General features: G+C 66.1%; 25 protein-coding genes. 16 read left to right on the top strand and 9 right to left on the bottom strand.

All coding sequences use genetic code 11. The features are described from left to right. The first annotated feature begins 20 nt into the window (after nt 1-20). The 4 genes from ACQPYR_RS04380 (at nt 21) to ACQPYR_RS04395 (ending at nt 3,103) form a co-directional block, all read left to right on the top strand. Nucleotides 21-1,427 (top strand): DUF445 domain-containing protein, encoded by a 1,407-nt coding sequence (locus ACQPYR_RS04380; RefSeq protein WP_433627908.1) that lies wholly within the window; start codon nt 21-23, stop codon nt 1,425-1,427. 165 nt (nt 1,428-1,592) lie between these two features. Further along, nucleotides 1,593-2,093 carry a helix-turn-helix domain-containing protein gene (locus ACQPYR_RS04385; RefSeq protein WP_364472316.1) on the top strand — a complete coding sequence of 167 codons (501 nt, stop codon included), beginning with the start codon at nt 1,593-1,595 and terminating at the stop codon, nt 2,091-2,093. Beyond that, complete coding sequence (locus tag ACQPYR_RS04390; protein ID WP_433627911.1) at nt 2,090-2,734, top strand: heparin-binding hemagglutinin; 645 nt, start codon at nt 2,090-2,092, stop codon at nt 2,732-2,734. Before ACQPYR_RS04385 ends, ACQPYR_RS04390 begins: the two co-directional genes overlap by 4 nt. A gap of 72 nt (nt 2,735-2,806) precedes the next feature. After that, the gene (locus tag ACQPYR_RS04395; protein WP_040696344.1) at nt 2,807-3,103 is read left to right on the top strand and encodes a DUF2516 family protein; all 297 of its coding nucleotides are present in this window, start codon (nt 2,807-2,809) and stop codon (nt 3,101-3,103) included. A gap of 3 nt (nt 3,104-3,106) precedes the next feature. Here ACQPYR_RS04395 and ACQPYR_RS04400 read toward each other — a convergent pair whose 3' ends face one another. Further along, complete coding sequence (locus ACQPYR_RS04400; RefSeq protein ID WP_433627914.1) at nt 3,107-4,723, bottom strand: GMC oxidoreductase; 1,617 nt, start codon at nt 4,721-4,723, stop codon at nt 3,107-3,109. A gap of 134 nt (nt 4,724-4,857) precedes the next feature. On the opposite strand from ACQPYR_RS04400, the gene ACQPYR_RS04405 reads away from it, so the two are divergent. Continuing rightward, a complete protein-coding gene (locus ACQPYR_RS04405; RefSeq protein ID WP_433627916.1) occupies nt 4,858-6,108 on the top strand; it encodes a cytochrome P450 in 1,251 nt (416 codons plus the stop codon). A gap of 356 nt (nt 6,109-6,464) precedes the next feature. Then, nucleotides 6,465-7,499 carry an alpha/beta fold hydrolase gene (locus ACQPYR_RS04410; RefSeq protein WP_433627921.1) on the top strand — a complete coding sequence of 345 codons (1,035 nt, stop codon included), beginning with the start codon at nt 6,465-6,467 and terminating at the stop codon, nt 7,497-7,499. A 5-nt stretch (nt 7,500-7,504) separates the two neighbouring features. Here the strand turns inward: ACQPYR_RS04410 and purU are convergent, their stop codons facing one another. Then, a complete protein-coding gene (gene purU / locus ACQPYR_RS04415; protein WP_433627923.1) occupies nt 7,505-8,395 on the bottom strand; it encodes a formyltetrahydrofolate deformylase in 891 nt (296 codons plus the stop codon). A 93-nt stretch (nt 8,396-8,488) separates the two neighbouring features. On the opposite strand from purU, the gene ACQPYR_RS04420 reads away from it, so the two are divergent. Then, nucleotides 8,489-8,764, top strand: coding sequence for a hypothetical protein (locus ACQPYR_RS04420; RefSeq protein ID WP_433627926.1), 276 nt, complete (start codon nt 8,489-8,491; stop codon nt 8,762-8,764). 167 nt (nt 8,765-8,931) lie between these two features. On the opposite strand, the gene ACQPYR_RS04425 is transcribed toward ACQPYR_RS04420, so the two are convergent. Next, on the bottom strand, nt 8,932-9,492 hold the full coding sequence (locus tag ACQPYR_RS04425; RefSeq protein ID WP_433627929.1) for a GNAT family N-acetyltransferase: 561 nt from the start codon (nt 9,490-9,492) through the stop codon (nt 8,932-8,934). A 145-nt stretch (nt 9,493-9,637) separates the two neighbouring features. Here ACQPYR_RS04425 and deoC point away from each other — a divergent pair, with 145 nt between their 5' ends. Then, nucleotides 9,638-10,324 carry a deoxyribose-phosphate aldolase gene (gene deoC, locus ACQPYR_RS04430; RefSeq protein WP_433627931.1) on the top strand — a complete coding sequence of 229 codons (687 nt, stop codon included), beginning with the start codon at nt 9,638-9,640 and terminating at the stop codon, nt 10,322-10,324. Between the two features lie 39 nt (nt 10,325-10,363). On the opposite strand, the gene ACQPYR_RS04435 is transcribed toward deoC, so the two are convergent. Further along, entirely contained in the window at nt 10,364-11,092 is a 729-nt protein-coding gene (locus ACQPYR_RS04435; protein ID WP_433627934.1) for an LmeA family phospholipid-binding protein, read from the bottom strand. 99 nt (nt 11,093-11,191) lie between these two features. Here ACQPYR_RS04435 and ACQPYR_RS04440 point away from each other — a divergent pair, with 99 nt between their 5' ends. Both ACQPYR_RS04440 and ACQPYR_RS04445 read left to right on the top strand, forming a co-directional pair. After that, a complete protein-coding gene (locus tag ACQPYR_RS04440) occupies nt 11,192-11,800 on the top strand; it encodes a hypothetical protein (RefSeq protein ID WP_433627936.1) in 609 nt (202 codons plus the stop codon). Between the two features lie 94 nt (nt 11,801-11,894). Then, on the top strand, nt 11,895-13,376 hold the full coding sequence (locus ACQPYR_RS04445) for a hypothetical protein (protein ID WP_433627939.1): 1,482 nt from the start codon (nt 11,895-11,897) through the stop codon (nt 13,374-13,376). A 34-nt stretch (nt 13,377-13,410) separates the two neighbouring features. On the opposite strand, the gene ACQPYR_RS04450 is transcribed toward ACQPYR_RS04445, so the two are convergent. The 3 genes from ACQPYR_RS04450 to ACQPYR_RS04460 form a co-directional block, all read right to left on the bottom strand. After that, nucleotides 13,411-14,214, bottom strand: coding sequence for a class I SAM-dependent methyltransferase (locus ACQPYR_RS04450; RefSeq protein WP_433627942.1), 804 nt, complete (start codon nt 14,212-14,214; stop codon nt 13,411-13,413). Next, nucleotides 14,184-14,705, bottom strand: a complete 522-nt coding sequence (locus ACQPYR_RS04455) for a DUF2505 domain-containing protein (RefSeq protein WP_387294316.1) — start codon at nt 14,703-14,705, stop codon at nt 14,184-14,186. The genes ACQPYR_RS04450 and ACQPYR_RS04455 overlap by 31 nt, the downstream gene beginning before the upstream one ends. A gap of 129 nt (nt 14,706-14,834) precedes the next feature. Continuing rightward, on the bottom strand, nt 14,835-15,320 hold the full coding sequence (locus ACQPYR_RS04460) for a DUF2505 domain-containing protein (RefSeq protein ID WP_433627944.1): 486 nt from the start codon (nt 15,318-15,320) through the stop codon (nt 14,835-14,837). On the opposite strand from ACQPYR_RS04460, the gene ACQPYR_RS04465 reads away from it, so the two are divergent. From ACQPYR_RS04465 to ACQPYR_RS04485, 5 genes are all read left to right on the top strand, one after another. Next, nucleotides 15,319-16,452 (top strand): UDP-N-acetylmuramate dehydrogenase, encoded by a 1,134-nt coding sequence (locus ACQPYR_RS04465; protein ID WP_433627947.1) that lies wholly within the window; start codon nt 15,319-15,321, stop codon nt 16,450-16,452. The genes ACQPYR_RS04460 and ACQPYR_RS04465 overlap by 2 nt on opposite strands. Before the next feature lie 67 nt (nt 16,453-16,519). Beyond that, nucleotides 16,520-17,764 carry a L,D-transpeptidase gene (locus ACQPYR_RS04470; RefSeq protein ID WP_433627950.1) on the top strand — a complete coding sequence of 415 codons (1,245 nt, stop codon included), beginning with the start codon at nt 16,520-16,522 and terminating at the stop codon, nt 17,762-17,764. 38 nt (nt 17,765-17,802) lie between these two features. Next, entirely contained in the window at nt 17,803-18,237 is a 435-nt protein-coding gene (locus ACQPYR_RS04475; RefSeq protein WP_433627953.1) for a helix-turn-helix transcriptional regulator, read from the top strand. A gap of 20 nt (nt 18,238-18,257) precedes the next feature. Further along, a complete protein-coding gene (locus tag ACQPYR_RS04480) occupies nt 18,258-18,668 on the top strand; it encodes a VOC family protein (protein WP_364472274.1) in 411 nt (136 codons plus the stop codon). A gap of 188 nt (nt 18,669-18,856) precedes the next feature. Beyond that, a complete protein-coding gene (locus ACQPYR_RS04485) occupies nt 18,857-21,256 on the top strand; it encodes an ATP-binding cassette domain-containing protein (protein WP_433627957.1) in 2,400 nt (799 codons plus the stop codon). A 60-nt stretch (nt 21,257-21,316) separates the two neighbouring features. On the opposite strand, the gene mscL is transcribed toward ACQPYR_RS04485, so the two are convergent. Both mscL and ACQPYR_RS04495 read right to left on the bottom strand, forming a co-directional pair. Further along, nucleotides 21,317-21,763 (bottom strand): large conductance mechanosensitive channel protein MscL, encoded by a 447-nt coding sequence (gene mscL, locus ACQPYR_RS04490; RefSeq protein ID WP_433627960.1) that lies wholly within the window; start codon nt 21,761-21,763, stop codon nt 21,317-21,319. A 122-nt stretch (nt 21,764-21,885) separates the two neighbouring features. Further along, a complete protein-coding gene (locus tag ACQPYR_RS04495) occupies nt 21,886-22,620 on the bottom strand; it encodes an SDR family NAD(P)-dependent oxidoreductase (protein ID WP_433627963.1) in 735 nt (244 codons plus the stop codon). A 52-nt stretch (nt 22,621-22,672) separates the two neighbouring features. Between ACQPYR_RS04495 and ACQPYR_RS04500 the strand changes: the two genes are divergently transcribed. Then, entirely contained in the window at nt 22,673-23,494 is an 822-nt protein-coding gene (locus tag ACQPYR_RS04500) for an alpha/beta fold hydrolase (protein ID WP_433627965.1), read from the top strand. The last annotated feature ends 135 nt before the right edge of the window (nt 23,495-23,629 follow it).

The following is a 23,629-nucleotide window of genomic DNA, read 5'->3' on the forward strand; positions in this document are numbered from 1 at the left end:
CACACAGCAGAATGGGTGTCATGGAGAAAGCTCCCGGCAACACGGCGGCGCGAGCGACGGGCCCGGAGGCGGTAGCGGAGCGTAACCACGAAGGGCCCCGCGAACGCCGCCGATCCAATACAGCGGTGCTGGATGCGCCCACGTCCGCACCACCGACCAGTTTCGCGGCCTTCGTCGACGAGGCGGGCAAGCGCCGCGATCTGTTCAAGATGAAGGCCCTGGCCACCGGGTTGTTGGCGTTCGCGACAGCGGTCTATCTGTTCTGCCGCTGGTTGGAATCGCGCGGTGCGGGTGATGATTGGGTCGGTTACCTGCGGGCCGCGTCCGAGGCGGGCATGGTCGGCGCACTCGCCGACTGGTTCGCCGTGACCGCGCTGTTCCGCCATCCGCTCGGCCTGCCGATCCCGCATACCGCGATCATCAGGAAGAAGAAGGATCAGCTCGGCGCCAGTCTCGGCGCCTTCGTCGGATCGAATTTCCTTGCCCCGGACGTGGTCTCGGCGAAAGTGAATTCGGCGCAGGTCTCCTGGCGGGTGGGGCGCTGGATGGCCGATCCCGGACATGCGGGCCGGGTGGCCCAGGAGAGTTCGATCATTCTGCGCGCGGTGGTCGGGGTGCTGCGGGACGAGGATGTCGAGCAGGTCATCGACAACACCATCGTCAAGCGGATCGCCGAACCGCTGTGGGGTCCGCCGATCGGGCGGGTGCTTGCCGAACTGCTCGCCGACAATCGGCAGTTGCCGCTGCTCGACATGCTTGCCGAGCGTGCGCACCAGTGGGCGCTCGGTTCGCAGGAAACGATCGACCGGATCGTTTTGCGGGATGCGCCGCAATGGGCTCCGAAATTCGTAAACATTCTGCTTTCGGAAAGGATCTATCGGGAACTCGTCGAGTTCACCTGGAAGGTGCGGTCGAATCCGGAACACGAGGTGCGGCTCGCGGCGAATCGGTTCCTCGAGGAATTCGCCTATGACCTGCAGCACGACGACGCCATGATCAAAAAGGCCGAGCGGATCAAGGCGCAGATCATGGGTCGCGAGGAGATCACCGGCATGGCCGAGGCGACCTGGCGCGCGGCCAAGCGGCTGATCCTGGAATCGGCCGACGATCCGAACTCCACGCTGCGGCGCAAGGTCGCCGAGAATGTGCAGCAGCTCGGGGAGCGGCTGCGCGACGACGCCGAGATGCGCGCCAAAGTCGACGATTGGATCGATCGCGGCGCGCGGTATCTGGTGGAAAACTATGCGGGGGAGATCACCACTCTGGTCACCGACACGGTTGCCAGGTGGGATGCCGAGGAAGCTAGCAAGAAGATCGAATTGCAGGTTGGGCGTGATCTGCAATTCATTCGCATCAATGGCACGGTCGTAGGATCGCTGGCAGGGCTGGTGATCTACACGATTTCGCATTTGATGTTCGGCGGCTGAGCGCCGCGGCGTGAGCTCGGGCCCGGCGGCGGCAGCCTGCATGGCGGGTCGTGAGTGCCGCGAATCGGACAGAGCGCGCTGCGCCGGAGGGGTGCTTACAGCGTGCTTGCAATAGCTAGCACCCTGCTTTAGAATTGGAAACGTACAACCGCCAGAAGGTGAGTGATGGCAGACCAGCCCGAAGGTTCCGCCGAGTACACCGACGATTCGCAGGAGCGATCCAGCGGCGTCGGCGAAAAGGCGGCGCGTGTGGCCAACGCGGCACACGACATCGGAGGTTTCATCAGGGCACAGCGAGAAGCTGCGCAAGTCTCGTTGCGTCAGCTCGCCACCCTGGCGGGAGTGAGCAATCCGTATCTCAGTCAGATCGAGCGCGGATTGCGTAATCCGTCCGCCGAAGTACTCGCGCAGATCGCCAAAGCACTGCGCGTCTCTTCGGAGGTGTTGTACGTACGGGCTGGCTATCTCGAGCAGCGGCCGCACAGTCCGGTCCGGGATGCCCTGCTTGCCGATACGTCGATCAGCGAACGGCAGAAGCAGGTGCTGCTGGACATTTATGAATCGTTTCGCCGGGAAAACGGAGGAAGCGAACCAGGGGGGAACGAGTGGGACAGCGACGTTCCGAGCACATCACCAACTCCGCCACGCCAGGAGAACGAAGAATGACCGAAAACGCAACCACCAAGCCACTGTTCGCAACCGTCGGTGCCGGTGACGCCGTGTACGCCGCGGTTGTCGATGCGGTCACCCAGGTGCGTGAGCGTGCCGCCTCCACCGATGTAAGCGGTCGCGTGGAAGAGGCCCGCGAGCGCTTCGCCAACGTGCCCGCCGATGTCCGGGCCCAGTTCGAGACGCTGCGCGAGCGGTTGTCCGGCCTGCCCTCGGAGCTGCCGGAGGATCTCGCCGAGCTGCGCGAGAAGTTCACCTCGGAGGAGCTGAAGGCGCTCGCCGAGAAGTACTACACCCAGGTCCTGGACCTGTACGCGGATCTGGCCGTGCGCGGCGAGGAGACCGTCGAGCGGCTGCGCGCCAACCACCTCGTCGAGGATCAGATCGAGCGCGTCGAGACGCTGTACAAGGATGCGGCCAGCCGCGCCGAGGATGCGCTCGCCAAGGTCAACGAGCTGATCGGCCGCCCGGCCAAGGAAGAGGCCGAGGTCGAGCCGGTCGTCGAGGCCGAGGTCCTCGAGGTGACCACCGAGACCGAGCCCGCCGCAGAGGGCGTCGCCCCGAAGAAGGCTCCGGCCAAGAAGGCGCCCGCCGCCAAGAAGGCTCCGGCCAAGAAGGCGGCCCCCAAGAAGGCCTGAGTCCCTTCCCTTCTCCACGCTGACGACCCCGCACACCCACGTGTGCGGGGTCGTTGCTTCTATGATGGGCTGGTGGACACAGCGCACGGATTGGCCAGCTGGATCTTGTACGGGCTGCGGCTCTTGGCGCTCGGCGCGACAATTTTCGCGCTCATCCACGCCATCCGCCAGCGCCCGGACGCCTTCACCGCGGTCGACAAGCTGACCAAACCGATCTGGATCGCCATCCTCGGCGCGGCCCTGCTGTTCCTGTTGCTCTCGCTGAGCGTCACGAGTCTGCTTGCGCTGGTGTCGATTATCGCGACCGGCGTGTACCTCGCCGATGTGCGGCCGAAGGTGGATGAGATTCAGCGCGGGCCGCGCTGGTAGTGACTACTCGCCGGAACGAATGATCTCTTCGATATTGCGCTCGGCCAGCGCACTGATCGTCAACGACGGGTTCACTGTTCCGGTGCTGCCGGGCACAGCCGCCCCGTCCATCACGTACAGGCCTCGATAGCCACGCACCCGACCGTAGGGGTCCGTCGCGCGTCCGATCACTGCGCCGCCCAACGGATGTGAGGTGAACGAGGCATCCGCCTCCAAGGCTGGTTGGGCGTTGGACGGGCAGTTGCAGGTCGCCTTGTTGTTGACTTCCCGCGCGTGCGCCAGGTATCCGGCGGCGCCGTCGGGTGGCCACTGCAGGTGCACGCTCCCGTCGGTCGGGTTGTAGACGAACCGGCCGCGGGTGTCGTCGAGGACTATGCCCAACGACGCGACAATGCCGACGTCGAAGGGCGTGGTCCCGGGGACGAACCAGTTTTCCAGCGATACGGGTGCGCCCGTCTCGTCCAGAATCCGGCTCGCAGACGGCGTGCCCTGGGTCCCTATCTCGACCGAGCTGGCAGGCCGCGCCAATGCGACATCGCCGTTGCCGCCCCAGCCTTCGCCGATGTGCTCGTTCAGATTCGGCAGCGCGCCCGTCGCCCGCGCGCGCACCAGCAGTTCGGAGGTGCCGACCGAGCCCGCGGCAAGGAACAGCTTGTCGCAGGTCAGGGTGCGGATGCGGAGCACCTCGCCGGTAGGCGCGAGTTTGGTCACGGCGACGGTATAGCGACCAGACTCCTCGCCGATGGCGTCGACGCGATGGCCGGGATAGATCTGGGCACGGCCGGTGTCCTCGGCATAACGCAGGTAGTTCTGGTTCAGGTCGAACTTCGCGCCGTTGGAATTGCCGAGGTTCGAACAGCCGACCGTGGCCGACGGCGTCGATCGTCCGGTCAGCTCGTCGCGGATGACATCCCAATTCCAACTGCCGTCGATGCGCTGCGGTGTATAGCCGGCCGCACGGAACTGTTCGTCCCAGCCCCGTGCGTGGGTGAACGCGAAGGAGTCGTAGATGTCGTTCGGTATCGGGCTCAGCCGCAACGTATTTCGGACCCTGGGGTAGAAGACGTCGTGCATCTCGCGGTAGTCGACCACCCCCTGGAAGACGTGGTCGAAGAACCGCTGCTCCGGCTCGATCATCACTCCGGTGAACACCACCGAGCCACCGCCCACACACGCACCGCGCCATACGTCCATGCCCGGGTAGCTGGAAACGTCGAGAACCCCGCCGAACGGATCGATCTGCACGGTGAGCCTGTTCGCGCCGGTAAAGGTCGTGCGATGCCAGAAGCCGCGGCCATCCGGAATCGTGTCGTTGGCGAAGATATTGCGCCACGGATCGTTCGGCCAGCGTGACCCTCGGTCGAGCACCGCGACCTGGGTCCCGGCCTGCGCCAGACGTAGCGCGGTGATCGCCCCCCCGAATCCGGATCCGATGACGACGGCGGGCAGATGATCGGCCGGATCCGGCAGTGGCGCGAAGATCTCCGGCACCAGCGTGCGGTACACCGGTGATTTCGGGCTCGGGCTGTAATCGTCTGCCCACGCCGCAAAAGTGGTTCCACTCGCGAGACCCAGCATCGTCGCCAGGCCAGCGCCCGTGACGAAACTGCGCCTGTCCATGGTGCCTCTCACCTGATCCGAAGGTCGCTCCATCAGCGCCGACAGCGACGCTGCGCCCATAGCGGCTATCTATCATATGGAAAGGGGGAGTGGGAGGTGACGAGATCTTGATACGCGTATGGATCCGGTGGCTGATGATGCATGGCCTGCCACGGTTCTACATGCTCTGGGCGGCGCGTCGGGGCGACCCCCTTGGGCAGATCGCGGTCGGTGCGGATCGTTTGCTCGGCTCGTCGCAGTACGTCGAGGAGATCCGGCGGCGGGGCCGGATACCCAGGATGTCGGGTTTGCGCGTGACCGCGGACTACGAACTGTGCCGACTCATCCTGCGCGACCGTCGCTTCAGCCAGGTCAGGCCCGATCATCCGGCCTTGCCCAAGCCGATCCGCTGGGTGATGACCAAAACGGATCCGGGGCTGCCCAACCTCGCGGAGCCGCCCTCGATGCTGGTGACCGATCCGCCGGACCACACCCGCTACCGTCGCCTGGTCGGGCAGGCATTCACCCCGAGGGCGATCGCCAAACTGCGTGAGCGGGTTGTCGAAGTGACCGATGACCTGCTCGAACGCCTGGAATCGAAGCCGCGGCCGGATCTGATCGTCGACTTTTGCGCCCAGTTGCCGGTCGCGATCATCGCCGAGATTCTCGGGTTGCCCGCGCACATGCATTCGACCCTGCTGAAGTGGGGAGATTCCGGTGCGCCGCTGCTCGAGCGCGGCCTGAGCTGGAGCACTTACCGCCACGCCATCGAAGATCTGGCCGAGGTTCAGCGGTACTTCGACCAACACCTCGACGGGCTCACCGCCGCACCGGCCGACGACGTGCTCAGCATGCTGGTGACAGGTGGCGAGCTCTCCCGTCGCGAGCAGATGGCCAATGCGGCGCTGCTGCTGGACGCTGGATTCTTGACGACGGTGAATATGCTCGGCAACGGAATCGCCCTGCTGACAAGCCATCCGGACCAGCTGGAACTGCTGGCGGCACAGCCGGAGCTGTGGCCACGTGCGGTCGAGGAAGTCTTGCGCTACGACGGTCCGGTGCGGATGACGGGCCGAGTCACGAACTGCGAGGTCGACCTCGCCGATCAGCGCGTCGAAACCGGTTCTCTGGTCCTGCTGTCGTTGGCGGGCGCCAACTACGACCCGGCCGTCTTCCCTGATCCCGAACGATTCGATGTGACCAGGGCCAATGCCGCGGATCACCTCGCGTTCGGCAGCGGGGTGCACGGCTGTCTGGGAGCCACGCTGGCTCGATTGGAAGGCTCCATCGCACTGCGAGCCCTGTTCGAGCGCTACCCGGATCTGTCCTTGGACGGTCCACCGATCCCACATCCCCTGCGCAATCTGCACGCCTACCGCTCCATGCCCGTCAAGCTGCGCGCCTGAGCCGGGCGCGGCTGCGGTTGGGGATGGCGGGGCGTATCGAGTGCTCGCTGCATGCGTGCGCTGGTAGCCATCGACGTGACGGGCCTGCGTGCCTGTTGCTGGATTTTCGGTCGACTTGGTGCGATCCGGTTGGTGACAGGATGTGCGATTCGGCGGCCGTCTGTCAGCATTCACAGCGGTGGTCTGTGCTGTTGACAGCTGGTTTCGACCCTCTGTCGACCGGCTGGTTCGCGCTTGCTTTGGGATCGTTCACAAACGGGGCTGGGGAGAAGTTGGGATAACTTTTGGGCTGCTTGCTCTAGCTAGCACGGCGGTTTGCGATTAGTGTATCGGAGAGTTACACAAAGGAGTGTCCGATGCGTGCAATGCCGCCTGCACTGGTGGACGTCCCCGGTCGGGTCCGGGGGTTGCTTCACACACACCGCGCCAATCTGCGGTCGCGTACCTATGCGACTGCGGCGCTGAATCCGCCGACCGCGCCCCATGCGGTCGTTCCGGTCGTCACCCGTGATGGCGCGCGTTTGCGCGTACACGTCTACGGACCGGCCGCTGCGCAGACGATCGTGCTGGTACACGGCTGGACCTGCGCCATCGAATACTGGAATGCGCAGATCAACGAATTCGCCGATCGGTACCGCGTCGTCGTCTACGACGTGCGGGGTCACGGCGAGAGCGAACTCGGCTCCAGCCATCTGACCACCGATCTGCTCGCCGACGATCTGGACACGGTGCTCGACGCCACACTGCGCCCGGGCGAGCGCGCGGTTGTGGTCGGCCACAGTCTCGGCGGCATGACCCTGCAGGCCTGGGCCGGACGCTATCCGGATCGCGTCGCGAAGCAGGCATGTGCAGTACTGCTGACCAACACCGCGCCGAGTCGACTGATTGCCGAGACGACTCTCCTGCCGTTGTTCAATGCACCACTCCCGTTGCTCAACCGGCGAATTCGGCTGCCGCACAAGATAGGCCGTCTAGGCCTCGGCTCCCCGCTGGTCTTCCCGCCGATCGCCCCGGTCAAGTGGGCCTTCACCCGGCAGATCATGAGCCTGCGCTCCACCGGCGACGTGGTCGACTACAGCCTCGCCGTCGTCCGCTCCTGCCCGGCCCGCGTCCGTGCGAAATTCGGAATCCTGCTCGCCGAACTGGATCTCGGTGAATCGGCCCGAAACCTCGTCGTGCCGACCACAATCCTGGCCGGTGCGTTCGACGATATGACGCCGCCGGTGCACGCCGAGCGGATCGCCGAAATGCTCAGGGAGACCGGCAGTCTGGTCAAATACGAGGTGCTCCCGCAGGGGCATCTGGGAAATACCGAGATGCACGAGCGGTTCAACGAGGAACTGGAGCTGGTCCTCGATTCGGTGCGTCAGCCCGCCGAGGCAGCAGGGTAGGCCTCCTAGGAAAAGACCACGGTGCGGCGGCCGTGGACCAGGACGCGGCCCTCGAGGTGCCAGCGGAGGCCGCGCGCCAGGACCACGCGTTCGATGTCGCGGCCTTGGCGGACCATATCCCGGACCTCGTCGGCGTGGTCGATGCGGATGACGTCCTGTTCGATGATCGGGCCCGCGTCGAGTTCGGCGGTGACGTAGTGGCAGGTCGCGCCGATCAGCTTGACGCCGCGGGCGAAGGCCTGGTGGTAGGGCCGAGCGCCGACGAACGATGGCAGGAAGCTGTGGTGGATATTGATCGCCTTGCCCGCCCAGTGCTCGCAGAGTTCGGCGGGGAGCACCTGCATGAAGCGGGCCAGGACGACGGCGTGCGGGTCGTGGGCATCGACCAGGGCGCGCACCTCCTCGAAGGCCGGCCCGCGTTCGGCCGGATCCTTCGGGAACGGCACGTGGTGGAATTTCACGCCGTGCGCCTCGGTCATCCCGGCGAGGTCCGGGTGGTTGCCGATCACCGCTTCGATGGTGGCGGGCAGTTCACCGCTCGCGGCGCGTCCGAGCAGGTCGTGCAGGCAGTGGCCGTCCTTGCTGACCAGTAGTACGGCCCGGCGACGTTCACCGGAGTCGAGCAGCTGCCACTCGGTCTCCGGGCCGAAGTCGGCCGCGACCCCGGCGAACCGGTCGCGCAGTTCCGCGATACCGAACGGCACCGTCGACGCCTTGATCGCCTGACGGGTGAAGAACCAGCCGATATCCGGGTCGGAGTGGTAGCCCGCCTCCACGATGGACCCCCCGAACTCGGCGATGAAGGAGGTGATCCTGGCAATGATGCCCGGACGGTCCGGGCACCCGAGGGTGAGCACGAAGCGTCGGTCGTCCAGGACAGGTGGAGCGGAATTCATGGGCTAATCCTCCCAGGTCGACTGTGCGCACCTGCGGCACCCCGCTCCGGGCAAGTGTTGAGCGAAGGTCGCGGGAAAGCCGACAATGGAAATGTGACGCGGGTGAAGTTCGTACGACAGCTCGATGGGCTGACGTACGAATTCGTCCGCGACGGCTGGGCCTACGGCTACCCGTCCTACAAGCGCATCGATCACGACCTCTGGTGCCGCCGCCTCCCGGACTTCGGCTGGTCGATCTGCACCGATTCCGGCGAAGTCCTGAGCCGCCCCTTCGACGACCCAGGCCAAGGCCCCCTCCCACCCGAAGGTGCCTGGGTCTCCCGCAAACACGAACGCTCCTACGTCTACCACCTCCACCACCACCCCTGACCCGCCGAGAATGCATTCCTGGAGCGCCACTCTCGATGTTCGTCTCCACCAGTACATGGTGATCTTGAAATCGGCCGCCCTGGCGGCATTGGAAGTGCTATCCGCCCGTGTGGATCCCCGACTTCCGTTCGGCTCCTGGCGGCCTGGAACTTCGATCCCGACTGGATCTACAGGTCGTAAAATGGCTCCGCGTAACGGAATTCGCCGGTGATCTGGGAGTCGTACGCCGACAGTGCCCGCACCTGGAAGTGGGAAACCCAGGCCGGTTCATCGGGTGTGATGCCGAGGCGGGCGGCGGGGGTGAAGCCGAATTGGGGGTAGTAGTCGATGCTTCCGGCCAAGCCGATCAGGGGTTCGTCGAGGGCGTCGGCGGCGCCGATGGCGGCGTGCATCAAGGCCGCGCCGACACCATTGCCCTGATGTTCGGCCAGCACGCCGATCGGGCCGAGAGCGAGCGCCGGGAACGGACCGACACCCGCGCGGGTGAGGCAGACGTGGCCGATGACGGTGTCGTATTCGACGGCGACCATCGAGAGCGTGGGGATCCAGCCGGAGTCGCTGCGCAGCCGGGCGACGAGGTCGACCTCGGGTGGGTCCGCGGCGCTATCGCCGGTGAATTCGGCCGTCTCCCGGTCGTTATCGGTATTCGCGTACTGCGGTCCGAAGGCACTGCGGTGGACGGCCGCGATCGCGGCGGCATCGTCGGCGCGTTCGCGACGGATCAGCACAGTGTCGTCTCCTCCTGAACGAATGGGGCCATCCGCAACTGCGCAACAGTCGGCCGTGCAGCCGCAAAGCGATGTCCGTAGCTCCACCGACAGTATCGAGTGTGCGCGATGTGTCGCCAGGCGCGCAATGGAATTCGCCACCGGTATGCCAGACTCTCACCCTGTGGCAAATTCCGCGTCGCTGACCAGGGCCGAAGTGGCCGCCATGATCGATCACACGCTGCTGGCGCCGGAGGCGACGGCCGCGGAGGTGAACGCTTTGGTCACGGAGGCAGGCGAACTCGGCGTGTACGCGATCTGCGTATCGCCGTCCATGTTGCCGATTCGAGCGTCCGGCGTGGTGGTCGCGGCGGTCGCCGGATTCCCTTCCGGGAAGCACCATTCGCTCGTCAAGGGGGCCGAGGCGCGTCTCGCGGTCGAACAGGGCGCGGCCGAGGTCGATATGGTGATCGATGTCGGAGCCGCGCGCGCAGGCGATTACGGCGCGGTGCTGTCCGACATCGTGACGGTGCGCGAGGCGATGGGGGATCGCGCGGTGCTCAAGGTGATCATCGAATCGGCGGTGCTTTCCGATGCTGCGATCGTCGAGGTCTGCCGCGCCGCCCAACGTGCCGGTGCCGATTTCGTGAAGACCTCCACGGGATTTCACCCCTCCGGTGGTGCCAGCGTGCACGCGGTCCAGCTCATGGCCGAGACCGTCGGCGGGCGGCTCGGTGTGAAGGCCAGCGGCGGCATCCGCACCGCCGAGGCCGCCGCCGAACTGATCGCGGCGGGCGCGACCCGTCTCGGACTCTCGAAATCCCGTGTGGTGCTGGAGGGATTCCCCGCCTGATCCCGAGCCCGACAATCAGGGTTGTGGATTCGACAGCGTTCAGCAGCTGACGCTGCCGCTGCTGTCCTGCGCGGCGGGCAGTTCGGTCCGCCCACCGGCGAGCTTCACCGCGACGCCGTTATCGGTGACCTTGACCTCGGTGGCCTTCAGACCGAGCGGGTAGCTCTGCAGACTCTGCGTGAACACCTCGACGATGCCCGACACCAGATCGGTCGGTATCCCCATCCCGAGCAGCGCCGCCGACTTCGTCTCGACCTGCACGGTGCCGTCCTTGATCTCCGGCTTCACCTGCAACTGCGCGAGGCCGCCCAGCACATCCAGGGTCAGCATCCCGGTCGACGCGGACGACGACACGCCGCTGACCAGGCCGCCGAGCGTTTCCCGGATGCCGTCGTTGCCCCAGGTGACATCGGCCGACGAGCTGCCGACGGTGCTGCCGCTGCCGCTGTTGCTGACCTCGACATCGTTGAATCTGGCGTGCACCACCATGCCGACGGCCGGACCGAATTTGGAATCGTCGCTGTTCACCTTCACCTGATCGACCTTCCCGTCGATCCAGGTGATCAGCATGGGCTTGGCTCCGAAGCTCACATCGATCTTCGAACCCATATCCTTCTCGAATTGGGTGCTGATGCACCGTGAAACCTGGTATCGCGCGTATGCCTCCCCGCCGACCAGCACGGTAGCGAGCAGAATCGCTACCACAACGAGGGTGATCACCAGGGCGCGCCGGTTGACCGTCAGGGTGGATGGGCTCTTCGTACTCATGCGCTCGATTCTTCCCCACGTTTCTGTGCTCGCTCTGAGGGCGCGGTGAGGGGTTCGATTGTGACATGTGACACAGAGTTCGAGCGTAGCCTGGTCGACATGGCTGGCGATGCGGCGGGCCGCGCACTCGATTCCGCCGAGCACGGGTGGCGTGTGCTGCGGCGATTGGCCGGGCGCCATGCCGGGTTCTTTACTACCAGGCAGGTGCTGCGCGCCGGATGTGAGGCCCGCGTTCGCGCCGGTCTCGGCGATGGCTCGGTGACGCGGGCCGGGGTCGGACTATTGCGGCTGGCCGATTGGCCCACCGGCCCGCTCGACGAATACGCCATGTGGGCGGCCTGGTTCGACGGGGCCGCCGCGGTATCGCATCAGAGTGCTGCGGAGTTGCACGGGCTCGGTCGACTACGGCCGCGCTTCCTGCATATGTCGGTCGGTGCGGGACGGCCGCCGGTCACCCCGCGATTGGTGGTGCTGCGCCGCCCGCTGATTCCGGCCGATCTCGAACCCGCGGGCGGATTTCTGGTGACCACGCCCGTGCGCACGGTGCTCGATCTGGCCGAGGCCGCTATCGGGCAATCCGCATTGGACGAGGTGGTCTGCGACGCGGTCGCCATCCACCGCTGCGGTGCCGATGAAATCCGTTCCGCGAGTGTGCGACTGCCCCCGCGCGCGGCGGCTCGCGTGCGCCGGGCCCTCATCGCCGCGTGATCGGCGCGGTGAAGTCGCGAATGATCCCATTCGGCTATCAATTCGATCGATCTCCGGTTTTGCCCGGCGCGCAATCATGGCATGGTGACTGACCATGGGGACGGTAGGTCAGGGCAGTTGGGATCTCGTCTTTCCGTCCGGAGCGCCCGAGCGCATCGGCGATATGTTCGCCACCGCAGTGGTCGCCGACGCGGTCCGCAGATATGACGCCGACCTGGCGCAACAGGTCGAAACCTGCCGGGACTGGCACTGCGACTACCGCGGCGTCTTCCGCGGCCTGACCGCCCTGGCCGCGAGCTCGCCCGAGGTGTCGGTGGGGATCGCGACCGACGGGTTGCGGGCAGCACGCCAGCTGCTGCGTTTCGTGACCGGGCACACGATCGCGCCGCTGCACAGCGTCGACGTCGATGCGATCACCACACCCGGCGGACTCGAGACCGGCCGGATCGACGGAACCGCGAAACCCGCGCCCCGACTCGAAATTCCGTTCCGCGGAACGCTATTGGCCGAGGAGGCGCTGTGGCAGCAGCTCACCGACTGGCGACGCCGTGGCATTATCGAGCCCGCCTTCGCGGCGGCGGTGGAGCGGGTGATCGATCATCCGGAGTGGTTGTCGCTGCCCGGTTTCCGGGTGATCGTCACCGGGGCGGCGACCGAACTCGCCCCGCTGCGGCCGCTACTGCGATGGGGTGCCGACGTTCTCGCGATAGACCTGCCAGGACCGCAGCGGTGGCGCGAGATTTCGGATATCGCGCAGGCCGGGGCAGGTCGGCTGGGCTATCCCGTCACGGTCGGACCCGGTGCGGATATCACCAGGCAGTTCCCGGCATTGGTGCACTGGATTCGCGCGCAGTTCGACCACGACGCCCGCCCGGTATTCGGCCTGTACGCGAGTGGTCCCGGACCGCAAGGGGTTCGACTGGCCGCCGCGCTGGATGTACTCGTCGAGGATCTGCTCGAGCACCGCGAGGACGCGGCCATCGCATTCCTCGGTTCGCCGACCGACTGCTATGCCGTGCCCGAGGACGTCATCGCGGACGCCCACGCCCGCCTGCGCGAGTGCGGTGTCGGCCCGCACGTGTTGCGCGTGCTCACCGCATCGGCCATGTACCGGCCCAGCTACCGGACCACGAATCCGGACCACCTCGGCGCGACCTGGGGCGTCGCCGATGCACTGCTGCCAGCCCAAGGCCCGAATCACGCACTGGCCCAACGCCTCCTGCGCTGGCGCACCGTTCTCGCGCACACTGCGGGCCGCACGGTGTCATGCGCCGTCGCACCACCCGCGAGGACGCAATCCCTGCGCACCCAACGCTCTCTCGCCGCCTCCTACCGTGGCGCCCGCCGCTTCGGCATCGAGGTCTTCGACCCCGCCACCGCCCGAACCCTCCTGGCGGCCAAGCTCGTCGCCGACCTCTTCGCCCCGACCGAAACACCGGGCGACACCAACCCCGAGGGCATATTCGTCGCAGGCGCGGCCCACGGCGGCCTCTGGCGCCAGCCCTTCGAGCCGACCTCTATCCTCCCGATCGCGGCGCTGACCGGCTACATCCGCGCGCTCCTCGGCCGCCCCTGACAACCCCAGAATCGTGTAGGCGCCTGATCTTGATCTAAGGGGTTGTGTTGGGTGCGACGGTGAGCCAGGGGACCGAGAGGACGCAGTCGCGCATGCGGCGGCGGTAAGTGCGCACCGGAAAACCCTCCTGGCGCAAGTACTCCGCGGCCGTGCGCCAGCGGACTCGAGGGCCGAAGGGGGCGAGCGGGGCGGCACGGGCCCATGCGCGATCGGCGGCCGCCAAGAGCGCGTGGATCGGCTCGCCGGGAATGTTGCGGTGGATCAACACCTTCGGCAGGCGCTCGGCGATATCGGACGGACGCTCGACCGTGAACGGATCCCAGGCCAGGGTGAGTGAGCGCGGACCGGATCGATCCAGCAGCACCCAGGCGCAGCGTCTGCCCAGCTCATCGCAGGTTCCGTCGACGAGTAAACCGTCCGGATCCATCCCGGACAGGATGGTGGCCCACGCATCGGGAACGGCGGTTTCCGGATATTGCCGCAGCACATTGAACGCGCGCACCAGCGCCGGTCGCAGCCCGGCCAATTCGAATCCGCCGCGCGCGAAGATCACGCCGTCGCGGCCGGGCACCACCCGTTCCGGATCGATCTCCAGCCCGACCACCCGCACATCCGCGCGGACCCTGCGCAGCCGGACCGCCAACTCCAGCGTGGTCCACGGACTCGCCCCATAACCGAGATCGACGACCAGCGGATCGGCCGCACTGCGCAGTCGAGCGGTGACCAGTTCGTCGTGGATCAGCCAGCGGTCGCTGCGTCGTAATCGGTTGACACCGGTGGTGCCCCTGGTGATGGTGCCGACCGGTCTCAGCGGGTCGGGTTTTGCTCTTCCAGCCACTTCACTGTCTGCTCGGCCTCGCCGCGGAACAGGTCGACCAGGTTGACCAGCATCAGCTGTTCGAGTCGCGGGCCGACCATCGGGATGAATACCTTGGCCTCGGAGGAGAACCGCATGGTGCAGCCGGTATCGGTGGGGAACAGGCGAATGGTGCCGCCGAGGCTGCCCGGCCCGGCCGGAATCGAGGCCGAGAACTTGCCGACGGACTCGTTCTCGTCGAACGGTCCCCAGCTCTCCTTGCGGGTGATGACCATGTCCTTGCGCATGACCGCCTGCGCGATCTCCGGCAGCATGTCGCGCGGCAGGATGTGATTGAGCACGACATCGATACCGGAATCGCTGACATCGAGGCTGACGACCTCACTGCCCGGCGCTAATTTCGACATCTCCGCGCACCGGTCGTCCCAGTACTCCCGGGTCGACAGCGCCGCGTACAGCTCCTTGGTGGTGTGCAGCGGGAAGCGGGCGGAATAGTCCAGTCGGCGGGCCATGAGGGGTTACGTTACCGGGACCGGCTGCCGCCGCATCGCTCGGCGGTAGGTCTGGGGATTCACACAATCGTCACACCCACGCCACGCGGAATCCGCACATCGTCCGGACAGAACCGCGGTATGAACAGCTCAGCGCTGGGCGAGCCAGTTGTTCGTGAACTCTTCCTCGTTCGCCAACAGTTCGGTCAACCGCTCCGCGATCGCGGCCTCGATCTTCCCGCCGAACAGCGGAATCTTCACCTCGATGGTGCCCTTGGTCTCGGCCACCGCACCGGAGCCGTCGGCGGTGAGCTCGATGGTCCCGTTGACCTCGGCGGGCGCACCCTCGACCCGCGCGGTGAAGGTGGCCGAATCGCCGGTCCAGCTCTCGGTGCGCGGGATGACCAGATCGCCGGGCCGCACCGCGGTGATCGCGGCAGGCAGCAGCTCGGCGCCGATGACCTGCACCATCTCGACCTTCACCTGGTCGCCGTTGACGGTGACCGAATCCAGCCGGGCATTATCGCCACCCACCTCGGCGATACGGTCCTTCCAGTACTGCTCATCGGCGAAGGCCGCGCGTACGGCGGCAACCGGATGCGAGTAGCGAGCCGTGTACGCCAGGGGTGTAGCCATGGTCGAACACGCTACCGTCTGGGGCGTGCGAACTTCACGGGTGGTGTCGGCGGACCAGCTGCGCGAGCTGCTGGTCGATAGCGGCGCGCGGCTGCGCGAATCGGTGCGGCTGGCCGAGCTGACCACATTGCGGGTCGGCGGTCCGGCCACTGTCGCGGAATGTGCGACGACCGAAGCGCTGGTCGCGACAGTCCGGACGCTGGACACCGCCGGCATTCCACTACTGCTGCTCGCAGGTGGATCCAACCTGCTCATCGGCGACGACGGCTTCGACGGTGTCGTGGTCCTGGTGCGCAACGAGACCGTCGAGATCGGCGCGCACGGTGTGGTCGCCGAGGCGGGTGCGAACTGGGACGCGGTGGTCGCGGCCACGATCGAGGCCGGTCTCGGCGGGCTGGAATGCCTTTCGGGCATTCCCGGATCGGCCGGTGCGACGCCGGTACAGAATGTCGGGGCATACGGCGTGGAGGTCGAAAGCCTGCTGCGCGGGGTGCGCCTGCTGGATCGCGCGAGCGGCGAGATCCGCTGGGTCGAACCGGCCGAGCTCGGCTTCGGCTACCGCACCAGTGCACTCAAGCATCGCGATACCGCCGTGGTGCTAGCGGTGGACTTCGCACTCAATTCCGACGGCGCGAGCGCACCACTGCGCTACGGCGAACTCGCGAACGCACTCGGCGCGGGCAACGGCGACTCCCGGCCCGCCGATCAGGTCCGGGCGGCGGTGCTGAAGTTGCGCGCGGGTAAGGGCATGGTGCTCGACACCGCCGATAACGACACCTGGAGTGCTGGCTCGTTTTTCACCAATCCGGTGGTTCCGCTGCACCGCGTCGAGGCGGTGAAGGCTGCGATCATCGCCTATGTGGGCGACGTCACGATCCCGACTTATCCGGCCCCCGACGGCGTCAAATTCTCCGCGGGCTGGCTCATCGAGCGGGCGGGCTTCGCCAAGGGATTTCCGGGCCATGACGCCCCGGCGCGGCTGTCCACGAAACATACGCTGGCCTTGACCAACCGTGGCAGCGCGACCGCCGCCGACCTGGTCGCACTGGCCCGCACCGTCCGCGACGGTGTCGCCGAGCGATTCGGTATCCGGCTGGAGCCGGAGCCAGTACCCATCGGAGTCGCTCTCTAAACGGTGAAACGGACACCACACTCTTCGCAGGCCGGTCGGACGGTTTTCGCCGCGTAAATTCGATGAAGTGAGCCATCGTCCAGTCATCCACAGACCGGCCGCCGCCGTCTCCGCCGTGCTGCTCGTGGTAGTCGCGCTGGTGGCCGGATGCACATCCGACAAAGGCGGAAACAGCAACTCCGCCAAAGACAACACCCCCGTCGCGAAGGTCACGCTGACACCGGGCGCCGACGCCAAGAACGTCAATCCGACCGCACCGATCTCGGTCACCGTCACCGACGGCACCATCGATCAGATCGCGCTGACCAACGCCAACGGCAAGCAGGTCGCCGGCGAACTCGCCGCGGACAGGCACAGCTACCAGACCACCGAACCGCTCGGCTACGACGCCAAATACACCTGGTCCGGCACCGTGGTCGGCACCGACCACAAGCCGGTCCCGATCGACGGCGCCTTCACCACGCTGGCACCGAAGAACACTTTCCCCGCGACGCTCAATATCGCCGATAACCAGGAAGTCGGCATAGCCGCCCCGATCATCTTGCAGTTCAAGGGATCTGTGCAGAACAAGGCCGCGGTGGAGAAGGCGCTCACCATCACCACCAATCCGCCGACCGAGGGCGCGTGGGCCTGGTTCCCGGACGACAACGGCGGCTCGCGCGTGCACTGGCGGCCGAAGGATTACTGGGCGCCCGGCACCACCGTGCACGTCGTGGCCAAGCTCTACGGCCTGGATCTCGGCGGCGGAAACTATGGATATTCCGATCTCACTTCGGATTTCCGCATCGGCCGCAGCCAGATCGTCAAGGCCAGCGCACCGAGCCATCGCATGCAGGTCGTGCGCGACGGACAGGTTGTCGTCGATATCCCGGTCAGCTACGGCGAGGGCAATGAGGCGCGCAATGTCACCCGCTCCGGGGTGCACGTCGTCACCGAGAAGTACGAAGACTTCATGATGTCGAATCCGCCGTTCTACACCAATGTTCGCGAACGCTGGGCCGTACGCATCTCGAACAATGGCGAATTCATCCACGCCAATCCGGAATCCCTTTCGGCACAGGGGTCTTCGAATGTCACCAACGGCTGCATCAACCTGTCGCCGAGTGACGCGCAGGCCTACTTCCCGACCGCGCTCTACGGCGATCCGGTCGAGGTGACCGGCACCTCGATCGCGCTGTCGGCCGCCGACGGCGATCTCTACGACTGGACCATCGACTGGAATACCTGGACCGGGTTGTCGGCATTGCAGGGCGAACCCAAGAATCCGGTGTCTGCGACACCGGTGCCGCCGCTGCCCGCCGGCGGTCGCTGAGCTAGGCAAACCCGGCGCGACATGCGACGATCGGTCAGGTGACCAGCAGACCAGCCACGGAGGAAAACCTGCGCGAGCTCGCGCGCCTGCGTCGGGTCCGCGACCGGATCGACCGGGAGTACGCGCAGCCGCTCGACGTCGAGCGGCTGGCCCGCGACGAGCACATATCGGCCGGTCACCTGAGCCGCCAGTTCAAGCTCGCCTACGGCGAGTCGCCGTACTCCTATCTGATGACGCGGCGCATCGAGCGCGCGATGTCGCTGTTGCGGCGTGGCGATCTCAGCGTGACCGAGGTCTGTTTCGCGGTCGGCTGCCAGTCGCTGGGCACCTTCAGCACACGGTTCACCGAGCTGGTCGGAATACCGCCGAGCGCCTACCGGGAGCAGGCCGAGCACACCACGGTGGATCTGCCGACGCTCGTCGTGAAACGGGTGACGAGACCGATCAGGAATCGAGAAGCGCCGGTCAACTAGGGGCAACTAGCGTGAACGCCATGGACATCATCATTCAAGCGAGCTTCCTCCCACAGGACGACCCGGAGGCCGCTCTGGCCTTCTACCGCGACGCCCTCGGCTTCGAGCTGCGCAAAGACGTCGGATTCAACGGGATGCGCTGGCTCACCGTCGGCCCGGTCGACCAGCCGGGCACATCCATCGTCCTGCACCCGCCGGCCGCCGACCCCGGCATCACCGACGACGAGCGCCGCACCATCGCCGAGATGATGGCCAAGGGCACCTACGCCAGCATCCTGTTGGCTACCAAGGATGTCGACGCCACCTTCGAGAAGGTGCAGGCCACCAATGCCGAGGTCGTCCAGGAGCCCACCGATCAGCCATACGGGGTTCGCGACTGTGCCTTCCGCGATCCCGCCGGAAACATGGTCCGTATCCAGCAGTTGAGCTGAGTCTTCTGACAATCGCCGCGCTCGACGCCGGTGGCAGCCACAAGCCACCGGTATCGACCCCCATGGCGAGCGAATTTGCCACAACAGAAGTACCGAACGCACTGCTCGAAGCTGATTAGATCGAGCCAGTCGACTCCGACGGAGACCGCGTATGCGGCCCGCGCAACCAGATGGAGAACCGATCAGTTATGGCCGAGAAGACGGACACGCAAGCTCACGCTGCCGACAGCCACGATCTGATCCGCGTGCTCGGCGCACGCGTGAACAACCTCAAAGACATCAGCATCGAGATCCCGAAGCGCCGATTGACGGTGTTCACCGGTGTTTCCGGCTCGGGCAAGAGTTCGCTGGTATTCGACACCATCGCCGCGGAGTCGCAGCGGCTGATCAACGAGACCTACAGCACCTTCGTGCAGGGCTTCATGCCCACGCTGGCGCGTCCCGAGGTCGACGTGCTCGACGGGCTGACCACCGCGATCATCGTCGACCAGCAGCGCATGGGCGCCGACCCGCGCTCCACGGTCGGCACCGCCACCGACGCGAGTGCCATGTTGCGCATCCTGTTCAGCCGACTCGGCAAGCCGCATATCGGCTCGCCGCAGGCTTTCTCCTTCAATGTCGCCTCGATCAGCGGCGCGGGTGCGGTCGCGATCGAGCGCGCCGGGAAGACAGTGAAGGAGCGCCGCAGCTTCAGCATCACCGGCGGCATGTGTCCGCGCTGTGAGGGGAGGGGGTCGGTCAACGATATCGATCTGACCCAGCTGTACGACGACACCAAATCGCTGAACGAGGGTGCGCTCACCATCCCCGGCTACAGCATGGACGGTTGGTTCGGCCGCATCTTCACCGGCTGCGGCTTCTTCGATCCGGACAAGCCGATCAAGAAGTACAACAAGCGCGAACTCAACGATCTGCTTTACAAAGAGCCGACCAAGATCAAGGTCGATGGCATCAACCTGACCTACGAGGGCCTGATCCCGCGGATCCGCAAGTCGATGCTTTCCAAGGACGTCGACGCGCTGCAGCCGCATATCCGCGCCTTCGTGGAGCGGGCGGTCACCTTCCAGATCTGCCCCGAATGCGACGGCACCCGGCTCAGCGAACTGGCGCGCTCGTCGAAGATCAAGGGCATCAGCATCGCCGACGCCTGCGCCATGCAGATCAGCGATCTGGCCGAATGGGTCAGCGGGCTGAAGGAGCCGTCGGTGGCGCCGCTGCTGACCTCGCTGCGGCACACCCTCGACTCGTTCGTGGAAATCGGACTCGGCTACCTGTCGCTGGAACGGCCCGCGGGCACGCTGTCGGGTGGTGAGGCGCAGCGCGTCAAGATGATCCGCCACCTCGGCTCCTCGCTCACCGACGTCACCTACGTATTCGACGAGCCCACCGCGGGGCTGCACCCGCATGACATCCAGCGGATGAACGAACTGCTGCTGCGGCTGCGGGACAAGGGCAATACGGTGCTCGTCGTCGAGCACAAGCCGGAGACGATCGTCATCGCCGACCACGTCGTCGACCTGGGTCCCGGCGCGGGTACCGGCGGCGGCACCGTCTGCTTCGAGGGCAGCGTCGATGGGCTGCGCGGCAGTGGCACCATTACCGGCCGCCACTTCGACGACCGCGCGGCGCTGAAGAAGACGGTCCGAAAGTCGAACGGCGCGTTGGAGATTCGCGGTGCATCGACCAACAACCTGCGGGATGTCGATGTAGACATTCCGCTCGGTGTGCTCGCGGTCATCACCGGCGTCGCGGGTTCGGGCAAGAGCTCGCTGGTGCACGGCTCCATTCCGGCCGGTGCGGCTCAGCTCGACGGCCGCTCCGCGGATGTGGTGTCGGTCGATCAGGGCGCGATCCGCGGCTCCCGCCGAAGCAACCCGGCGACCTACACCGGACTGCTCGACCCGATCCGCAAGGCATTCGCGAAGGAAAACGGCGTCAAGCCAGCGCTTTTCAGCGCCAATTCCGAGGGCGCATGCCCCAATTGCAATGGCGCGGGCGTCATCTACACCGACCTGGCGGTCATGGCCGGGGTCGCCACCACCTGTGAGGAATGCGAGGGCAAACGGTTCCAGGCCGCAGTGCTCGAGTACCACCTCGGCGGCCGCGATATCAGCGAGGTACTCGCGATGTCGGTGACCGAGGCGCAGGAGTTCTTCAGCGACGGCGCGGCGCGCACACCGACCGCGGAGAAGATCCTGGACCGGCTCGCCGATGTCGGGCTCGGCTACCTCACCCTCGGTCAGCCGCTCACCACGCTGTCCGGCGGCGAGCGGCAGCGGCTCAAGCTGGCCACCCATATGGCGGACAAGGGCGGCGTCTACGTCCTCGACGAGCCGACGACGGGCCTGCATCTCGCCGATGTCGAACAGCTGCTCGGCCTGCTCGACCGGCTGGTCGACTCGGGTAAGTCGGTCATCGTCATCGAGCATCACCAGGCGGTAATGGCCCATGCCGACTGGATCATCGACCTCGGTCCCGGCGCGGGCCACGACGGCGGCAAGATCGTCTTCGAGGGCACGCCCGCCGACCTGGTCGCCGAGCGCGCCACCCTGACCGGCGAACACCTGGCGGCATACGTCGGCGCCTGAATGAAAACGCCCCCGCTCGGGAGAATCGTGCGGGGGCGAAACATATTCGGCGCGTGGCGATTACCGCGCGTTCTCCTTGACGAGCGAACCGTCCTCACCGAACGATTCGGTGTCGACGACCGCATCCTTGTGCTGCTTGGCGAGCAGATCGCGAATTTCGATGAGCAATTCGATCTCGGACGGCTCGGCCACCTTGGCGGTGCCGAAGCGGTTCTTCAGTGTCTTCATCGGCACCATCAGCACGAAGTACAGCACCGCCGCGATCAGCGCGAAGTCGAGGAGCGCGGTGATGATCGGCCCGATAGCGATGAAGGTGGCCGGCTTACCCGAGACCAGCTGAACGCCGAGTCCCAGCTCATTGGTCTTACCCAATACCGCGAGCAGCGGATTGATGATTCCCTTTGTCACCGCCGTCACCACCGAGGTGAACGCGGTACCCATGACCACCGCGACGGCGAGATCGATGACGTTCCCGCGCATCAGGAAATCTTTGAAACCCTTGAGCATGAGCCGAGCTACTCCAATCTGGTCAAAATGCGTTTCGAACACCCGATGCTATAGCTCGCCCACGCCGGAGCGAACTCGCAGCAATCGGGAAACGCTCGTTCAGATGAGTATCGCCGATTCCGTCAGCCGCGGCGAGCGAAGCGTCCCGGACCGGCCTGGTCACGGGGCTTGACGATGATCTGGTCCAGATTCACATGGGACGGTCGCGACGCCACGAACCCGATGATCTCCGCGATGTCCTGCGCGACCAGCGGATCAATGCCCTCGTACACCTTGGCGGCACGCTCCTCGTCTCCGGCGAATCGCACCAGCGAGAACTCGGTTTCCACTGCGCCGGGCGCGATTTCGGTGAGCCGCACCGGCTGGCCGAGCAGTTCGCCGCGCAATGTGCGGTGCAGTACGGCCTGTGCGTGCTTGGCCGAGGTGTAGCCGGAGCCGTTGTCGTAGGCCTCGAAGGCGGCGACCGAGGTGATGGTGACGATGAGCCCGTCGCCCGAGGCGATCAGCTTCGGCAGCAACGCCTTGGTCACCCGCAGCGTGCCGAGCACATTGGTTTCCCACATCCAGCGCCAGTCGTCCAGATCCGCCTCGGCCACCGGTGCCAGACCCTTCGCGCCGCCCGCATTGTTGACGAGCACATCGGCGTTCGCGATCGCTTCGGTGAACGCGCCAACGGAATCGTCCGAGGTCACATCGAGTTCGAGTGCGGTGCCACCGATTTCGTCGGCGAGGCGCCGCAGCCGTTCGAGCCTGCGCGCACCGACGACCACGTGATAGCCCTGTTTGGCGAGTTCCCGGGCGGTGGCCTCGCCGATTCCCGAGCTGGCTCCGGTGACGACGGCAGTGCGAATGCTCATGATCCCGATCCTAGGATCCCGCACCGGACCGGCCGCCGTTAGCCTCGGTGGCATGGCTATTCGGGAAGCGGTCAGTGCGGACGGGACGAGCATCGTCTATCGGGTCGGCGGCCCGGTCGACGGCAGGCCGCTGGTGCTGGTACACGGTTGGTCGGCCAATTTGCAGTGCTGGGGCGCGGCCGCGGACGAGTTGGCCGAGCGTTTCCGGGTGCTCGCCGTCGACCTGCGCGGCCACGGCTACTCCGGCGCCCCGGAAACCGGCTACGACGATCCGAAGAACTGGGCCGCCGATATCGCCGCGGTGCTCGCCGCCGAGGGCATCCGATCCGATGCGGTGCTGCTCGGCTGGTCCTACGGCGGCATCGTGATCAGCGACTATCTGACCGCCTACGGCACCGGCGCGGTCGCGGGCGTCATCTACTCGGGTTCGATGGCCAATATCGGTCGCGCACCCGGTGCGGAGACCGGTTCGGCCATGCAGGAGGCCATTCCCGGTGTGTTCGAGGAGAGTGCGGGTAGGGCGTTGCGCGCGTTCGGCGCCTTCGGCAATGCCAATACCGGACCCGGTCCGGACAAAGGCGTCGATGCGCAGCGCATCTTCGGTGCGAGCCTCGGCACACCGCCCCGGGTGCGCAAGGCGCTGTTCTACCGGACCGTCGACAACACCGAAACGCTACGTGCCCTGGACATTCCGGTGCTGGTCCTGCACGGAACCAAGGATCCGGTCGTGCCGATCGAGAACGGGCGGTACATCCTCGACGCGGTGCCCGACGGCCGCGGTTCGTTCTGGGAGGACGCGCAGCACGGGCTGTTCATCGAGGATCGGGCCCGCTTCGTCGCCGAGGTGAGTGCGTTCGTCGACGGTCTGAATTAGCCGTCCGAAATTCGCTGGCGCCGCACGCTCGGCTCGAGCAGACTTGTCGTGTCCCGGTGCCGAGATCAGCGGCGGGCAGATATTTGCACCGCGCGTGAGAACCCTCACGAAACTGCTGTGACGACTGTCACTCGG

It is taken from the genome of Nocardia sp. CA-120079 (genome assembly GCF_050955745.1).
GTDB lineage: Bacteria > Actinomycetota > Actinomycetes > Mycobacteriales > Mycobacteriaceae > Nocardia.

What these genes read in the sequence shown, in the direction of transcription:
- ACQPYR_RS04380 (WP_433627908.1), top strand. Translation starts at nt 21, where the DNA reads ATGGAGAAAGCTCCCGGCAACACGGCGGCGCGAGCGACGGGCCCGGAG.
- ACQPYR_RS04385 (WP_364472316.1), top strand. Translation starts at nt 1,593, where the DNA reads ATGGCAGACCAGCCCGAAGGTTCCGCCGAGTACACCGACGATTCGCAG.
- ACQPYR_RS04390 (WP_433627911.1), top strand. Translation starts at nt 2,090, where the DNA reads ATGACCGAAAACGCAACCACCAAGCCACTGTTCGCAACCGTCGGTGCC.
- ACQPYR_RS04400 (WP_433627914.1), bottom strand. Translation starts at nt 4,723, where the DNA reads ATGGACAGGCGCAGTTTCGTCACGGGCGCTGGCCTGGCGACGATGCTG.
- ACQPYR_RS04405 (WP_433627916.1), top strand. Translation starts at nt 4,858, where the DNA reads ATGATGCATGGCCTGCCACGGTTCTACATGCTCTGGGCGGCGCGTCGG.
- ACQPYR_RS04410 (WP_433627921.1), top strand. Translation starts at nt 6,465, where the DNA reads ATGCGTGCAATGCCGCCTGCACTGGTGGACGTCCCCGGTCGGGTCCGG.
- purU (WP_433627923.1), bottom strand. Translation starts at nt 8,395, where the DNA reads ATGAATTCCGCTCCACCTGTCCTGGACGACCGACGCTTCGTGCTCACC.
- deoC (WP_433627931.1), top strand. Translation starts at nt 9,638, where the DNA reads ATGCCAGACTCTCACCCTGTGGCAAATTCCGCGTCGCTGACCAGGGCC.
- ACQPYR_RS04435 (WP_433627934.1), bottom strand. Translation starts at nt 11,092, where the DNA reads ATGAGTACGAAGAGCCCATCCACCCTGACGGTCAACCGGCGCGCCCTG.
- ACQPYR_RS04440 (WP_433627936.1), top strand. Translation starts at nt 11,192, where the DNA reads ATGGCTGGCGATGCGGCGGGCCGCGCACTCGATTCCGCCGAGCACGGG.
- ACQPYR_RS04445 (WP_433627939.1), top strand. Translation starts at nt 11,895, where the DNA reads ATGGGGACGGTAGGTCAGGGCAGTTGGGATCTCGTCTTTCCGTCCGGA.
- ACQPYR_RS04455 (WP_387294316.1), bottom strand. Translation starts at nt 14,705, where the DNA reads ATGGCCCGCCGACTGGACTATTCCGCCCGCTTCCCGCTGCACACCACC.
- ACQPYR_RS04465 (WP_433627947.1), top strand. Translation starts at nt 15,319, where the DNA reads ATGGTCGAACACGCTACCGTCTGGGGCGTGCGAACTTCACGGGTGGTG.
- ACQPYR_RS04460 (WP_433627944.1), bottom strand. Translation starts at nt 15,320, where the DNA reads ATGGCTACACCCCTGGCGTACACGGCTCGCTACTCGCATCCGGTTGCC.
- ACQPYR_RS04480 (WP_364472274.1), top strand. Translation starts at nt 18,258, where the DNA reads ATGGACATCATCATTCAAGCGAGCTTCCTCCCACAGGACGACCCGGAG.
- ACQPYR_RS04485 (WP_433627957.1), top strand. Translation starts at nt 18,857, where the DNA reads ATGGCCGAGAAGACGGACACGCAAGCTCACGCTGCCGACAGCCACGAT.
- mscL (WP_433627960.1), bottom strand. Translation starts at nt 21,763, where the DNA reads ATGCTCAAGGGTTTCAAAGATTTCCTGATGCGCGGGAACGTCATCGAT.
- ACQPYR_RS04495 (WP_433627963.1), bottom strand. Translation starts at nt 22,620, where the DNA reads ATGAGCATTCGCACTGCCGTCGTCACCGGAGCCAGCTCGGGAATCGGC.
- ACQPYR_RS04500 (WP_433627965.1), top strand. Translation starts at nt 22,673, where the DNA reads ATGGCTATTCGGGAAGCGGTCAGTGCGGACGGGACGAGCATCGTCTAT.